The following is a 14,153-nucleotide window of genomic DNA, read 5'->3' on the forward strand; positions in this document are numbered from 1 at the left end:
ATGTCGCTCACTTCAGCTCACCGGTGAGGAACTGTGCGCGGCCGTGGCCGAAAGACCAGTTCTCATCGTTGTTTTCGGTGACCGAGACGATCAAGTCCGCCGGGTCGAGTCCGCACCGGCCGGCGAGGCGGGACGCCAGCAGTTCGTAGAACTTCTGCTTGAGTTCGCGCGGACGTCGCCTGCTGACCACGTGCAGGATGACCTGCCGCGCCGAGCGGTCGATGCCGAGACCGGTGTCCAGCGCGATGACCTCGTGGGCCGGATGAGTGCGGACCACCTGATAGCGATCACGCTCGGGAACACCGAACGCTTCGACCACGGTCTCGTGGATCGCGTCCAGCAGCGCCCGAACCTCCGACGGCGAGCGGCCCTCGATCAGGTCGATGTACAACAGCGGCATGTGTCCTCCATCCGGAGTGGATCGTGGATCTCGACGTCTACACCAACAGACGGTAGGCCCGCGGAAATCCCTCGTGAGATGCGTGCTGCGACACATCGCTCATGAACTCGCGTCTTCGAAGCGGTCGCTACGCCGTGCCGCGCCGCTTTGTCGAGGCGGGGAATAGCGCGCGGGAACTGCAGGGTCGCTCAGGCGAGCCGCGCCAGACCGGAGCGCACCAGATCCAGGCTTGCGGCCACGTCTGCGCCGAGGTCGCCCGCACAACCCTTGCGGCCCCAATTCTCCACTGCCGCAACCAAGGCCGCGGCCAGCGCAGAACCCGCGACCTCGGCCGCCAGGTCGATGTCCGCCGTATCCGGATTGCGCTTCCTGACGAAGTCGGCGAGCACGCCGGCGAACGAGGACTGCACCACTCGCAGGTGGCCCGCGATCCGCTCGGCGCTGATCAGCTCCGCGCGCGCCGTCGCCGCCTGACGAACCACCTCGAGGTCGTGCGGGAACGCCGACACACTCGCCAGCACCGCATCGAACAACGACTCCGACGACGGGCGTTGCGCGAGCGCCTCGGCCAGCCATTCCAGCTGCGTCTCGTAATCCTGGAACAGGACGGCTTCCTTGGTGGGGAAGTGCCGGAAGAAGGTGCGCTCGGTGACGCCGGCCTCGCGCGCCAACTCGGTGACGGTGACATTCGCAAAGCCCTTGCGCGCGAAGCTCTTCAACGCCGCGCGACGTAGGGCCTCATGCGTCGATCGTCGTCGTTGTTCGTGACGGTTGCCCGAGGCGGTCATCTCAGGGGAGATGGTATCCCAGCCGAAGTGGTCACTACTGACATCTTCCAATTATGTCAGTACTGACATATTCTGCACGGGGTACCCGACGGAGGCGAGAACCATGAGCACAAATCATTACGACGCGATCGTGGTGGGGGCGGGACACAACGGGCTGACCGCGGCGGCGATCCTGCAACGCGCGGGACTGCGCACCGTGTGCCTGGAGGCCAACACCTATGCGGGCGGCATGGCCGCGACGGTCGAATTGATCGACGGCTTCCGATACGAGATCGCCGGGTCGGTGCAGTTCCCGATGGCAAGCCAGCTCACCAAAGACCTCGGCCTCGACACGCTGCCGGCGGTGGAGCCCGAGGTGATGTCGACAAACATCGGCGACCACGGCGAAGAGCCGATGATCTTCTATCGCGACCCGATGCGACTGATGACGCATCTGGGCGAGAAACACGGAGTCGAGGCCGTCACGGGCATGGCCGAACTGATCGGGTGGAGCCAGGCACCGGCGAAGGCGCTCGGCCGCTTCGACGTCCGCCAACGGCCGAAGACCCTGGACGAAATGTATGCCTGCGCGACCAACGACGCCGAACGCCGTGCCATTCACGACATGCTCTTCGGCTCGGCGATGGACGTGATCGACCGCTATCTGCCCGACCGGGAAAAGCACGCGGTCATGCGCGGGATGCTGGCGTTCCTGGCCGTCAACTCGACCTACCGCGGTCCGTATACACCGGGCAGCGCAACATGTTTGGCGTTCGCGCTGGCGGTGCCCGACGGCAGCACCGCGATGATGACCAAGCTCAAGGGCGGCATCGGCGCCCTCACCGAGCACCTGCGCGAGCTCTTCGTCTCCCACGGCGGCGAGATCCGCTTCCGCACCAAGGCCGAGCAGATCCTCGTCGACCGGCAGAAGGTGACCGGCGTGCGGCTGCGCGACGGGTCGACGATTTCGGCGCCGATCGTGGTGTCCAACCTGTCACCCGATGTCACCCTCACCGACCTCATCGCACCAGAACACGTTCCCGCGGAGCTCGTCTCGCGGGTATCCGGCCGCGACCACCGCGCCTCGTTCGTGCAGATCCACTTCGCCCTGGACGGGCTGCCCGAATTCGCCCCACCGTACGAGTTTCTCAACGACGACGGCATGCAACAGTCCATCGGCATCTTCGGGTCGCCCGAATCCCAACAGCTGCACTGGGAGAACTGCCGGCGGGGCATCGTCCCGGACGATCCGTCGATGGGCATGCAGATCCCGTCGGTCCACGACCCCGCCATGGCGCCGCCGGGCAAGCACGCGGCGAGCGCGTTCGCCTACGCGTTTCCGGTCGAATCCGACCGCGGTCAGCACGGGCGCCTCAAAAATGAGATGGCGCAACGGGTTATCGACAAGATCACCAGGTTGGCACCGAACTTCAAGGACATCGTGATACGCCACATCACGTTCGCGCCTTACCACATGAACACTATGTTCGGTGCGCCCGACGGCGACTTCTGCCACGGGCTTTTGCACCCAGACCTGATGGGGCCCAACCGACCCGGACCGCGCGGCTTCCTCGATCTACCCATTCCGATCGACGGTCTCTACCTCGCCGGCGCCGGCTGCCATGGCGGACCGGGCATCACCTTCACCCCGGGGTACAACGCCGGCTACCAGGTGCTCGACGACGCGTCCTGAGGCGAGCCGATCAGCCGCCGAACGCCCCGACGAGCTGCGCCTGCGCGGTCGCGGCGCCGGCGATCGTCTGCGCGGCCTGCACGCCCGCCAGGCCGCCGGGCAGCTGGTAGTCATTGGGAAGCTGATAGAGGGTGAACCGGTAACGATGCGTGCCTGTTCCGTTCGGGGGACAGGGACCCTGATACGCCGACTGGCCGGCCGTGTTCGGCAGAGTGGTTGCGCCGGCTGGGGTTTGGCCCTCGGCCGTGCTGCCGGGCCCGGGGGCGATTCCGATCACCACCCAGTGGACGTACAACCCGGCCGGGGCGTCGGGATCGTCGACGACGAGGGCCGCACCCAGCGGCGCCGACCACACCAACGGCGGTGCGACGTCGGCGCCCTTGCAGGTGTACTGCACCGGAATCGGCGCACCGTCGGCGAAGGCCGGGCTGCTGATCGTCAATGAGCCTCCGGCGGGCGCCTTCGGCGCCGTCTTGCCCAGCGTCGTGACCTTCGGCGCCGGAGACGACGTCGGGTGGCTATCCCCAGTTCCGCCGCAGCCGGTCAGCGGCCCCAGCAGCACCGCTGCTCCGATGAGCGCTGCGGTTCGGCGAAACACGTGCGACGAGTCCATGAAAACAGTCTGACCCGCGCGGGCGCGCCGCGAAAGCACCCGTTTCGGGGTGAGGGCCGCGGCTACTTGGCGCGCTTCTCGACTTCCAGTACCCGCTTGCGCAATCCCTCGGTGGCCGTGTCCATGAGGGTTTTGGCACCCCTCTTGACCAGGAATCCGGGAACGGGCGCCACCAGGTCGACGGTGAGGTCGAAGCGGACCCGGGTGGAGTCCCCCTCGGGAGTCAACGTGTACCGGCCCTCCTGAGCGCGTTGCTGTTTGGAGCTGATCAGGGTCCAGCCGACGCCATCGTCGTGAACGGTGTAGGCGAGCTCCTGTTCGTCGCTGACGCCGACGAGTTTGACCACCTGTCTGGATCGGGTCGGATGGTTTTGGTCGTCCCGCTCGAGCACCTCGACCTTTTTGTGCGCCGACGACCATTCGGTCAACGACTCGAGGTCGAACAGCACATCCAGGATTTCGTCGGGCGTCGCTTCGATGACGACTTCGCGGGAATCGGTGATAGCCATCTCGGGGAGATAGCCGGTGCGACGTCGCTCGAAACCCTAGGGGCTCACGTGAGCGACAACCCGCGTGAGCCGGGGGAGGACCACGTCGCGCCAGCCGGGTCCCATGCGTTCGAAGGCCTGCGCCATGCGGCCGTCGTCGAGGTCAAAGCCGCTGTGCTCCAAGAACACTCGCGTGCCGTCGCCTTCGGCTTCCAGCCGCCAAGTCAGCGTCCAGGCCGCGGTGAACGTGTAGACGAAGCGGTGCGGCGCGTCGACCTCGAGCACCGTGCACGGCTGCTGGCCATAGCCCGGCATGTCGAGCGTGAACGTGTGTCCCACCACCGCGGCCACCTGCCCCTCGGCCCACCAGAGTTTCATCAGGGCGGGTTCGGTGAGCAACCGCCACACCTTCTCCGGTGGCGCCGCGACGAATTGATCCACCCGGATCGTCGCGAACCGTGACGTTGCGGTCATTCCAGCTCCTCTGCCACCTCGGCGAGCCGGGCAAGCCGGGCACGCCAGAACTTCTCGAACGGATGAAGCCACTCACCCAGCTCCGCCAGGGGCTCCGCGGTCAGGTGATAGATCCGATGGCGCCCACGCGGCTCGTCGGCCACCAGCCTCGCGTCACGCAACACCTTGAGATGCTCGGCGACCGCGGGCCGGCTGAGTTCGAACCGCTCGCTGAGCTCCCCGGCCGACAATGGTTGCCGGAACAGGATCTCCAGCAGTTCACGCCGCACCGGGTTGGCCAAGGCGAGAAAGACGCGATCGACGCCAGTCACGGTCGACAACATATGTCGGACAATCCCGACATGTCAACTATTTCCGACACATCGTCCCGGCGCACCGCCGGCGCAGCCCACGCGTGGCCGCTACGTTGCTGGTGTGCATTTCGGCTGGGAAACGCTGTCCGGCGGCGTGCACCGCTGCCGGCTCCCGTTCTGCGATGTCACGATCGGCCTGGTGCGCGGCCGCACCGGAACGCTGCTCGTCGACTCGGGTACCACGCTGGCCGAGGCCGCCGCCATCGACGCCGACGTCCGACGGCTTGCCGGGCGGCCGGTGAGCCATATCGTGTTGACGCACAAGCACTTCGACCACGTCCTGGGCTCATCGTTCTTCGGCCGCGCGAAGATCTACTGCGCGCCCGAGGTCGTCGGGCACCTCCGATCGGCGACCGACCAGATCCGCGCCGAGGCGCTGCGGTACGGCGCCGACGCCACTGAGGTGGACGCGGCGATCGCCGCGCTACGCCCTCCGCGCCGTGGGGTCTACGACGCCAGCGTCGATCTGGGGGATCGGACGGTGACGATCACGCACCTCGGGCGCGGCCACACCGCCTCCGACCTGGTGGTGATCGCGCCCGCGACCAACGCCGGCGACAGGATGGTGGTGTTCACAGGTGACCTGGTCGAGGAGTCCGCCGACCCGGCGATCGACGCCGATTCCGACGTGGCGGCCTGGCCGGCCACCCTCGGGCGACTGCTCGCCGTCGGCGGACCCGACGCCATCTACGTCCCGGGCCACGGCAAGGTCGTCGACGCCGCATTCGTGGCCCGTCAGCGGGACTGGCTTGCCCGGCGCGGAGGCGTCCCGTGATCGGTGGACCATCGAAATGCGCTGTGCCCCAGTAGTTTTGCAACCGTTTCAGCCGAGTCTTTCGACTCCTGATTGAACCGCCCTTCGCGGGGATAGACTCACGTTCAGTGGAGTCGTGCCGGAGAGGGGCGTAAGACATGGCGATCATCGACAAGGACACACAAGTCCGGCCATCGTTCGACGACGAGGTCGCTGCCACGCAGCAATACTTCGACGATCCGCGCTTTTCCCGGATCACCCGCCTGTACACGGCCCGCCAGGTAGCCGAGCAGCGCGGCACCATCCCGACCGACTACACCGTGGCACGAAACGCGGCGGCGGCCTTCTACGAGCGGTTGCGCGAGCTGTTCGCCCAGAAGAAGAGCATCACGACGTTCGGCCCGTACTCGCCCGGCCAGGCGGTCGCGATGAAGCGGATGGGCATCGAGGGGATCTATCTGGGCGGCTGGGCCACCTCGGCCAAGGGGTCCACCACCGAAGATCCCGGACCCGACCTCGCCAGCTACCCGCTAAGCCAGGTGCCCGACGACGCCGCGGTGCTGGTGCGCGCCCTGCTGACCGCCGACCGCAACCAGCAATACCAGCGCCTGCAGATGAGCGAAAAGCAGCGCGCCGCGGCCCCGGTCTACGACTACCGGCCGTTCATCATCGCCGACGCTGATACCGGCCACGGCGGTGACCCGCACGTGCGCAACCTGATCCGCCGGTTCGTCGAGGTCGGCGTGCCCGGCTACCACATCGAGGACCAGCGCCCCGGCACCAAGAAGTGCGGCCATCAGGGCGGCAAGGTGTTGGTGCCGTCCGACGAACAGATCAAACGGCTCAACACCGCGCGCTTCCAGCTCGACATCATGAAGGTGCCGGGCATCATCGTCGCGCGCACCGACGCCGAGGCCGCCAACCTGCTGGACAGCCGGGCCGACGAGCGTGACCAGCCGTTCCTGCTCGGAGCCACCAACCTCAAGATCCCGTCGTACAAGTCGTGCTTCCTGGCGTTGGTGCGTCGCTTCTACGAGCTGGGCGTCAAAGACCTCAACGGCCACCTGCTGTACGCGCTGCCCGAAGGGGAGTACGCCGAGGCCACAGCTTGGCTTGAGCGCCAAGGGATCCAGGGCCTGGTCTCCGACGCCGTCAACGCCTGGCGCGAGGACGGTCAACAGTCGATCGACGACCTGTTCGACCAAGTCGAGTCGCGGTTCGTGGCGGCCTGGGAGGACGACGCCGGCCTGATGACCTACGGCGAGGCCGTCGCCGATGTGCTCGCGTTCGCCGCCAGCGAGGGCGAACCGGCCGATATGAGCGCCGAGGAGTGGCGAGAGTTCGCCGCGACCGCCTCGCTCTACTCGGCCAGGGCCAAGGCGAAGGAGTTGGGCGTCGACCCCGGTTGGGACTGCGAACTCTCGAAGACGCCCGAGGGCTACTACCAGATCCGCGGCGGCATCCCGTACGCCATCGCCAAATCGCTGGCGGCCGCGCCGTTCGCCGACCTCTTGTGGATGGAGACCAAGACCGCCGACCTGGACGACGCCCGGCAGTTCGCCGACGCCATCCACGCCAAGTTCCCCGACCAGATGCTGGCCTACAACCTGTCCCCGTCGTTCAACTGGGACACCACCGGCATGACCGACGAGCAGATGAAGCAGTTCCCCGAGGAACTGGGCAAGATGGGTTTCGTCTTCAACTTCATCACCTACGGCGGACACCAGATCGACGGCGTCGCCGCCGAGGAGTTCGCCACCTCGCTGCAACAGGACGGCATGCTGGCGCTGGCCCGCCTGCAGCGCAAGATGCGCCTGGTCGAATCTCCTTACCGCACACCGCAAACCCTCGTCGGGGGACCGCGCAGTGACGCCGCGCTCACGGCCTCCTCGGGCCGCACCGCCACCACCAAGTCGATGGGCGAAGGCTCGACCCAGCACCAGCACCTGGTGCAGACCGAGGTGCCGAAGAAGCTGCTCGAGGAGTGGCTGGCGATGTGGAGCGAGAACTACGACCTCGGCGAGAAACTGCGGGTGCAACTGCGGCCCCGCCGGGCCGGCTCGGACGTGCTCGAACTCGGCATCTACGGGAACGACGACGAGCAGCTGGCCAACGTGGTCGTCGACCCGATCAAGGACCGGCACGGCCGCAGCATCCTTCAGGTGCGCGACCAGAACACCTTCGCGGAGAAGCTCCGGCAGAAGCGGCTGATGACCTTGATCCACCTCTGGCTGGTGCACCGCTTCAAGGCCGACGGGGTGATCTATGTGACGCCGACCGAGGACAACCTGTATCAGACCTCGAAGATGAAATCCCACGGCATCTTCAGCGAGGTCTACCAGGAGGTCGGCGAGATCATCGTCGCCGAGGTGAATCAGCCCCGCATCGCCGAACTGCTCAAGCCCGACCGCGTGGCGCTGCGCAAGCTGATCACCAAGGAGGGGTAGCCGCGGTTTCGGCTGCGGCCCTGGTCACAGGCTTGCGCGCGGCCCACGCCCGATCGGAAGACGGTCTACTTAGTGAATATAAGGAATTTTCTAATTTACGAGTCAGACATTTCGCCCACGGGAAGGCCCGCACCCGGATACGATTTATTTCGCCGATGGTCCATAGGCCCGAGATGGGCCATCGGCTTTTAAAAGCCTCGATGGTCATGTTCCCGCGTTCGCCAGATTCCCTTGTGCCGCTGCGGCTCCGCTCCACGGGATCGCGCACGCTCCACTTTCCCGGCCGGCCACGCCCACCCGCGTGACGGCCATCCTTTTCCCGTCGCAATCTCGGCGCCGGAAGTAGTTTGCGCGCCGACGCCCCTGGGTAACAAACAGTGGGCGCCGCGGTGTGGCGCAAGTGGAGATTGGGGGATCTGATGGGATCTGGACCGAGGACAACGGTCGCCCTTTTCGGCGGCGCGGCCATGCTCGTACTGGCGGTCGGCTGCGGCGGCGGTCATAAAGAGGGCCCGAGCAGCACCACCACCCCGACGACCACGCCCTCGTCGAGCGTCGCGCCCTCCACTGCGCCCGGTGAAGGCGGCGGCGGCAACGTGCCCGGCGGCCCGACCGGGGGCGGTGGCCCCGGTGGCGGCGGCGGCAGCGTGCCCGGCGGCCCGACCGGCGGCGGCGGTCCCGGTGGCGGCGGCGGCAGCGTCCCCGGCGGCCCGACCGGCGGCGGCGGTCCCGGTGGCGGCGGCGGCAGCATCCCCGGCGTCGGCGGTGGCGGCGGTGGCCCGGGCGGTGGCGGCGGGTGCGTCGGCAACGTCTGCGGCGGCTACCCGTGATCAGCCACTGGCGTTGAGCCCGTTCTAGTTCGAAGTCCCAGACTTGTTTCGCTAGCCGGTGGGGCCATGGTTACCTGGCCCCACCGGCTGATAACTCTCGGGTTTTTTCTGGCTTCCCGCAGCGCCCGTTGAGCTATGGTTCGGGGGACTCGACTGCAAAGGGATCCCATGGGCAAGCTCAGGTTTGGATACTTCATCGCCCCCTTTCATCGCGCGGGCACCAATCCGACGCTGGCCCTGCAGCGTGATCTCGCGTTCATCGAGCATCTCGACGCCCTTGGCTTTGACGAAGTCTGGTTAGGCGAGCACCATTCCGCCGGAAGCGAAATCATCAGCTCCCCGGAGATTTTCATCGCCGCCGCCGCCGAACGTGCAAAGCGAATCCGGTTCGGCACCGGGGTGATTTCGCTCTCGTATCACAATCCGCTGTGGGTCGCGGATCGGCTGATGCTGCTGGACCATCTCACCCACGGCCGCATCATCGGCGGTGTCGGGCCGGGCTCGCTGCCCAGCGACTCGTCGATGATCGGACTCACCCCCACCGACACGCGCGAGTTGCTGGAAACGAACCTCGACATCGTCGTGCGGCTGCTGGCGGGGGAGACGGTCAGCGCCAAAACGGCAACCCATCAGCTGTTCGACGCCAGGTTGCAGCTCGCCCCGTACTCCGATGGCGGGATCCCGCTGTCGGTCGCCGCGGTCGCGTCGCCGACGGGGGCGCGGCTGGCCGGCAAGCACGGCATCGGGCTGCTGTCCATCGGGGCGACGCTGACCGTCGAGGGCTTCAACGCGCTGTCGTACCACTGGGACATCGTCGAGGAGCGCGCGGCGACCTTCGGCGCGCAGGTCGATCGCCGCAACTGGAGCCTGGTCGGCCTGTTCCATCTCGCCGAGACAGAAAAGCAGGCCCGCGAAGAGGTCAAGTTCGGCATCGAGCCCTGGTTCCGGTACTTCCAGAAGGTGGCCGCGTTCCCGCAGATGACGATGCCGGGAGAACAGCTCGACGAGATGATCGACGTCATCAACGACAACGGCGCGGGCGTGATCGGCACGCCCGAGCGGGCGCGCGAGCAGGTGCAAAGGCTGTGGGATCAGTCCGGCGGGTTCGGTTGCATGCTGCAGATGGGTCACGAGTGGGCGAATCCGGCCGCCACCAGGCGATCCGCCGAATTGTTCGCCGCCGAAGTGATGCCGCACTTTCAGGGCCAGGCTCAGCCGACGCTGGACGCGGCGGCGCGCGCCGGGCAGGCGCGGGAGAGCCTCGCGCAGTCGCAGCTCGATGCGGTCGCGCACATGACCAAGAAGTATCAGGACGAGGTCGAGTCCAAGTAACGGCTTACCGACCCAACCGCCGCGCGAGTGTGCTTCGCGGACCGCATATTTCGCGCTGACTAACGCCCGGCGTTCGACTCGCGCTCGGCCGCCTTCACCAAGCGGCCGGAGAAGAACCGCACCGCCCCGCCCATCGCGGCGCGCATCACCGGGCCGGTTCCGCGAACGCCCTCGGTGAATGAGCCGGTCCAGCGGATGTTAGTGCCGCCGGCCGCATTCGGCGTGAAGACCACCTCGCCGGCGTAGTCCTTGGCCGGGGTAGGCGGCCCCACCAGCTTGTAGGCGTGGCGGCGGTCCGGTTCGTACGCGACGGTCTCCTCCTGCACGAAGACGGGCCACATGCCCACCTTGCGGATGGCCCCGACCCCGCCCGGTGCGGGATCGCCCTCGCGGGCCCAACTCGAGCGCAACACGATTGGCTTGGCCCACTGCGACCAGTTGGCGCCATCAGCGACGAGCCGAAACAGCGTCTCGGCGGGTGCGCTGCTGGTACGGGTGATTTCGAAGGAGAACTTCCGGCCCGACATGACAACTCCTGGTGATAGCAAACCCTACGGCCTTCGATGGCCCTGGACGCCGCTCGCCGGTAGGCTACCGCCCGCCCGACCAGGACCCGGCCACGGGGCCACCTACACCTCACGGAATGAGCGAATGCGGCCGCCGCTCTTGGCGTTTCCCCATTCGTCGGCGTAGGGCCCGCCTGATCGGCTTGCCTAGACTGGCGGCATGGATCACGGTTCCCGGCGCGACGCCGGTGTCCCCGGGCTGCTCCGAATCGAGGACTGCCTGGACGGCGACGGGGGTATCGCGCTGCCACCCGGCGTCAACCTGATATCCCTGATCGACCGCAACATCGCCAACGTCGGTGACGCCGTCGCCTATCGCTACCTCGATTACAGCGGCCCGGGGGATGGCAAGGCCGACGAGGTGACCTGGACCCAGTTCGGTGTCCGGCTGGAAGCCATCGGCGCGCGCATCCAGCAAGTCGCGAGCCGTGGCGAGCGCGTCGCGGTCCTCGCGCCGCAGGGCATCGACTACGTCGCCGGGTTCTACGCGGCCGTCAAGGCCGGAGCCATCGCGGTCCCGCTGTTCGCCCCGGAATTGCCCGGGCACGCCGAGCGCCTGGATACCGCGTTGCGCGACTCGGAGCCCACGGCCCTGCTCACGACCACCGCCGCGCACGGCGCGGTCGCGAAATTCCTGGCCGACCACCCCCACCTGGGCCGGGCGGAAGTGATCGCCATCGACCAGATCCCCGATTCGGCCGGCGAGTCGTTCGAGGCGACCGAGCTCGGCATGGACGACGTGTCGCACCTGCAGTACACGTCGGGATCCACCCGGCCGCCGGTCGGCGTGGAGATCACCCACCGCGCCGTCGGCACCAACCTGGTGCAGATGATCCTGTCGATCGACCTCTTGGACCGAAACACCCACGGCGTCAGCTGGTTACCGCTCTACCACGACATGGGTTTGTCGATGATCGGCTTTCCCGCCGTCTACGGCGGCCATTCCACCCTGATGTCTCCGGCCGCGTTCGTGCGCCGGCCATTGCGGTGGATCCAGGCGCTGTCCGACGGCTCGCGGCAGGGCAACGTCGTCACCGCCGCGCCAAACTTCGCCTACGAGTGGGCGGCACAGCGCGGCCTGCCCACCGGCGGCGAGGACATCGATCTGCGCAACGTGGTGATGATCATCGGTTCCGAACCGGTCAGCATCGACGCGATCAGGACCTTCAACAAGGCGTTCGCGCCATACGGGTTGCCCCGCACCGCGTTCAAACCGTCCTACGGCATCGCCGAGGGGACGCTGCTCGTCGCGACCATCGCCCCAACGGCGGAAGCGACGGCGGTGTACTTCGACCGCGAACAGCTGGGCGCCGGGCACGCGGTCCGCGTTCCCGCGGACGCTCCCAACGCCGTCGCTCAGGTGTCCTGTGGCCAGGTGGCACGTAGCGAATGGGCCGTGATCGTCGACCCCGGCAAAGCAGCCGAATTGCCCGACGGTCAGGTGGGCGAAATCTGGTTGCAGGGCAACAACATTGGTCGCGGATACTGGGCCCTGCCCGAGGCGACTCGGCTGGCGTTCGGCGCCGAACTGCGATCGCGACTGACCGACGGCAGCCATGCTCACGGCGCCGATCTCCAACGCTCGTGGTTGCGCACCGGCGATCTGGGCCTGTACCTCGACGGCGAGCTGTACGTGACGGGGCGGATGGCGGACCTCATCACGATCGAGGGCCGCAACCACTATCCGCACGACATCGAGGCCACCGTCGCCGAAGCGTCCCCGATGATTCGGCGCGGATACGTGACGGCGTTTTCCGTACCGGCCGAAAACAACCCGGGCGCCGACCGGCTCGTCGTCGTCGCCGAACGTGCCGCCGGCACCAGCCGTCAGGACCCACAGCCGGCGATCGAGGCGATCCACGAGGCGGTCTCGCGGCGACACGGCCTGACAATCTCCGACGTGCGCCTGCTGCCGGCCGGCGCCATCCCGCGGACCACCAGCGGCAAACTGGCCCGTCGGGCATGCCGCGCCGAATACCTCCGTGGCGGCCTAAGCGCCCACTGACCGGGGCGCCCAAACCGGCCCCGCGTGCGCACCTGGCTGGCTAATCTCCACTCGGAGGCGCCAGATGGTTCTCAAGATGACGGTGTCGCCGGACTTGATCGGCGGCGACGTGGATGCCGGCTACGGCAAGGTGGCCGACGCTTTCCGCGCGACTCTTCGCGGCGGCGCGGAAGTCGGCGCGGCCGTCGCCGTCTACCGCGACGGCGCCAAGGTGGTCGACCTGTGGGGCGGGTACCGGAACGGATTGACCAAGGATCCGTGGCGGCCCGACACGATGGTGAACATGTTCTCCACGACCAAAGGGGTGGCCGCCCTCGTCGTGGCGGTGGCGGTGTCCCGCGGACTCATCTCCTATGACGCCAAGGTCGCCGATTACTGGCCGGAATTCGCCCAGTCGGGAAAGGCGAATGTCACGGTCCGCCAACTGCTGGGACATCAGGCCGGACTGTGTGCGCTCAAACCGAAGCCGACGCTGGCCGATGTGGCCGACCCGGAGCGGCTGTCGGCGATCCTGGCCGCCCAGACACCGGCGTGGCGACCGGGCACCCGGCACGGATACCACGCGATCACGCTGGGCTGGTACGAATCCGAATTGATCCGCCGCACCGACCCCGCCGGCCGCACCCTGGGCCGATTCCTGGCCGACGAGATCGTCACGCCGTCAGGACTCGACCTGCACATCGGCCTGCCGGACTCGGTCGACCGCACGCGAGTCGCCCACGTCCACAATTGGGTGCGGGCGGAAACACTTCTGCACCTGGGCGTGATGCCCCCCGGGTTCGTCGGCGCCTCGCTCAATCCCGTCGGCCTGACGGCACGCACCGTCGGGGTCCCACGGGGGGTCAACGCGTTCAACGGCGACTACAACCGCGACGACGTCCGGGCGGTCGAGATCCCGTCGGTCAACGGCATCGGAACCGCCAGATCGGTGGCGCGCATGTACGGCAGCGCCGCCGCCGGAGGCGCCGAGGTGGGGCTGAGCGCCGCCACGCTCGAGTCCCTGGCGGCGCCGGCGATCTCGCCGAGTCAGGGCATGCGCGACAAGGTGATGCACGTAGACGTGGCGTATTCGCTCGGCTTCTGTAAGCCGGTGCCGCACTTCACATTCGGTTCATCGGACAAGGCCTTCGGCACCCCCGGCTTCGGCGGCTCCTTCGGATGTGCGGACCCCGACACCGGCATCGGCTTCGCCTACGTCATGAACCGGCTCGGGTTTCACCTGTGGAGCGACCCCCGTGAACTCGCGTTGCGGCAGGCGTTGTTTCGCGATGTGCTCGGGGCGCGCCCACAGAGTTGACCGGATTCGTGCGGCGTCGAGTGTGGGCCCCAGGGACGCGAACCGCACCGGATTCGTCCGTAGTCCCCACGCTCGGCGGCGGGTGCGCCCGCAGAGTGACCGAACACCGACCGTCCTGATGGCATCCTGGCCAT

At 67.5% G+C, this 14,153-nt stretch carries 14 protein-coding genes; 7 read left to right on the forward strand and 7 right to left on the reverse strand.

The annotated features are described in order from the left end of the window. Positions 1-7: 7 nt before the first annotated feature. Positions 8-400, reverse strand: coding sequence for a tautomerase family protein (locus tag QGN31_RS13880; protein ID WP_008256803.1), 393 nt, complete (start codon positions 398-400; stop codon positions 8-10). Positions 401-588: 188 nt separating this feature from the next. Next, positions 589-1,188 carry a TetR/AcrR family transcriptional regulator gene (locus QGN31_RS13885; RefSeq protein ID WP_036459045.1) on the reverse strand — a complete coding sequence of 200 codons (600 nt, stop codon included), beginning with the start codon at positions 1,186-1,188 and terminating at the stop codon, positions 589-591. Positions 1,189-1,291: 103 nt separating this feature from the next. Between QGN31_RS13885 and QGN31_RS13890 the strand changes: the two genes are divergently transcribed. Next, the gene (locus QGN31_RS13890) at positions 1,292-2,860 is read left to right on the forward strand and encodes a phytoene desaturase family protein (protein ID WP_014384709.1); all 1,569 of its coding nucleotides are present in this window, start codon (positions 1,292-1,294) and stop codon (positions 2,858-2,860) included. A 10-nt stretch (positions 2,861-2,870) separates the two neighbouring features. On the opposite strand, the gene QGN31_RS13895 is transcribed toward QGN31_RS13890, so the two are convergent. From QGN31_RS13895 to QGN31_RS13910, 4 genes are all read right to left on the reverse strand, one after another. Then, positions 2,871-3,473, reverse strand: a complete 603-nt coding sequence (locus tag QGN31_RS13895) for a YbhB/YbcL family Raf kinase inhibitor-like protein (RefSeq protein ID WP_043954846.1) — start codon at positions 3,471-3,473, stop codon at positions 2,871-2,873. A gap of 62 nt (positions 3,474-3,535) precedes the next feature. After that, positions 3,536-3,982 (reverse strand): SRPBCC family protein, encoded by a 447-nt coding sequence (locus QGN31_RS13900; RefSeq protein ID WP_009955978.1) that lies wholly within the window; start codon positions 3,980-3,982, stop codon positions 3,536-3,538. A gap of 36 nt (positions 3,983-4,018) precedes the next feature. Continuing rightward, positions 4,019-4,435, reverse strand: a complete 417-nt coding sequence (locus tag QGN31_RS13905; protein WP_014384707.1) for an SRPBCC family protein — start codon at positions 4,433-4,435, stop codon at positions 4,019-4,021. Continuing rightward, on the reverse strand, positions 4,432-4,758 hold the full coding sequence (locus QGN31_RS13910) for an ArsR/SmtB family transcription factor (protein ID WP_009955976.1): 327 nt from the start codon (positions 4,756-4,758) through the stop codon (positions 4,432-4,434). The genes QGN31_RS13905 and QGN31_RS13910 overlap by 4 nt, the downstream gene beginning before the upstream one ends. 91 nt (positions 4,759-4,849) lie before the next feature. Between QGN31_RS13910 and QGN31_RS13915 the strand changes: the two genes are divergently transcribed. The 4 genes from QGN31_RS13915 (at position 4,850) to QGN31_RS13930 (ending at position 10,151) form a co-directional block, all read left to right on the forward strand. Continuing rightward, complete coding sequence (locus QGN31_RS13915) at positions 4,850-5,563, forward strand: MBL fold metallo-hydrolase (RefSeq protein WP_014384706.1); 714 nt, start codon at positions 4,850-4,852, stop codon at positions 5,561-5,563. A 137-nt stretch (positions 5,564-5,700) separates the two neighbouring features. Further along, positions 5,701-7,989 (forward strand): isocitrate lyase ICL2, encoded by a 2,289-nt coding sequence (aceA, locus tag QGN31_RS13920; RefSeq protein ID WP_008256786.1) that lies wholly within the window; start codon positions 5,701-5,703, stop codon positions 7,987-7,989. Between the two features lie 419 nt (positions 7,990-8,408). Then, on the forward strand, positions 8,409-8,819 hold the full coding sequence (locus tag QGN31_RS13925) for a hypothetical protein (RefSeq protein WP_038538645.1): 411 nt from the start codon (positions 8,409-8,411) through the stop codon (positions 8,817-8,819). Positions 8,820-8,987: 168 nt separating this feature from the next. Then, a complete protein-coding gene (locus QGN31_RS13930) occupies positions 8,988-10,151 on the forward strand; it encodes an LLM class flavin-dependent oxidoreductase (protein WP_009956988.1) in 1,164 nt (387 codons plus the stop codon). A gap of 59 nt (positions 10,152-10,210) precedes the next feature. On the opposite strand, the gene QGN31_RS13935 is transcribed toward QGN31_RS13930, so the two are convergent. Then, entirely contained in the window at positions 10,211-10,678 is a 468-nt protein-coding gene (locus QGN31_RS13935) for an SRPBCC family protein (RefSeq protein WP_036459043.1), read from the reverse strand. 199 nt (positions 10,679-10,877) lie between these two features. On the opposite strand from QGN31_RS13935, the gene QGN31_RS13940 reads away from it, so the two are divergent. Both QGN31_RS13940 and QGN31_RS13945 read left to right on the forward strand, forming a co-directional pair. Then, positions 10,878-12,722, forward strand: coding sequence for a fatty acyl-AMP ligase (locus tag QGN31_RS13940; protein WP_036459042.1), 1,845 nt, complete (start codon positions 10,878-10,880; stop codon positions 12,720-12,722). 64 nt (positions 12,723-12,786) lie between these two features. After that, on the forward strand, positions 12,787-14,019 hold the full coding sequence (locus QGN31_RS13945) for a serine hydrolase domain-containing protein (RefSeq protein ID WP_201409399.1): 1,233 nt from the start codon (positions 12,787-12,789) through the stop codon (positions 14,017-14,019). The last annotated feature ends 134 nt before the right edge of the window (positions 14,020-14,153 follow it).

Source organism: Mycobacterium sp. 2-64, assembly GCF_035918375.1.
GTDB lineage: Bacteria > Actinomycetota > Actinomycetes > Mycobacteriales > Mycobacteriaceae > Mycobacterium > Mycobacterium intracellulare.

Bases quoted from the DNA above. Each gene is read 5' to 3' on its own strand.
- QGN31_RS13905 (WP_014384707.1), bottom strand. From the start codon at position 4,435: ATGACCGCAACGTCACGGTTCGCGACGATCCGGGTGGATCAATTCGTC.
- QGN31_RS13910 (WP_009955976.1), bottom strand. From the start codon at position 4,758: ATGTTGTCGACCGTGACTGGCGTCGATCGCGTCTTTCTCGCCTTGGCC.
- QGN31_RS13885 (WP_036459045.1), bottom strand. From the start codon at position 1,188: ATGACCGCCTCGGGCAACCGTCACGAACAACGACGACGATCGACGCAT.
- aceA (WP_008256786.1), top strand. From the start codon at position 5,701: ATGGCGATCATCGACAAGGACACACAAGTCCGGCCATCGTTCGACGAC.
- QGN31_RS13945 (WP_201409399.1), top strand. From the start codon at position 12,787: ATGGTTCTCAAGATGACGGTGTCGCCGGACTTGATCGGCGGCGACGTG.
- QGN31_RS13925 (WP_038538645.1), top strand. From the start codon at position 8,409: ATGGGATCTGGACCGAGGACAACGGTCGCCCTTTTCGGCGGCGCGGCC.
- QGN31_RS13880 (WP_008256803.1), bottom strand. From the start codon at position 400: ATGCCGCTGTTGTACATCGACCTGATCGAGGGCCGCTCGCCGTCGGAG.
- QGN31_RS13895 (WP_043954846.1), bottom strand. From the start codon at position 3,473: ATGGACTCGTCGCACGTGTTTCGCCGAACCGCAGCGCTCATCGGAGCA.
- QGN31_RS13935 (WP_036459043.1), bottom strand. From the start codon at position 10,678: ATGTCGGGCCGGAAGTTCTCCTTCGAAATCACCCGTACCAGCAGCGCA.
- QGN31_RS13890 (WP_014384709.1), top strand. From the start codon at position 1,292: ATGAGCACAAATCATTACGACGCGATCGTGGTGGGGGCGGGACACAAC.
- QGN31_RS13940 (WP_036459042.1), top strand. From the start codon at position 10,878: ATGGATCACGGTTCCCGGCGCGACGCCGGTGTCCCCGGGCTGCTCCGA.
- QGN31_RS13900 (WP_009955978.1), bottom strand. From the start codon at position 3,982: ATGGCTATCACCGATTCCCGCGAAGTCGTCATCGAAGCGACGCCCGAC.
- QGN31_RS13930 (WP_009956988.1), top strand. From the start codon at position 8,988: ATGGGCAAGCTCAGGTTTGGATACTTCATCGCCCCCTTTCATCGCGCG.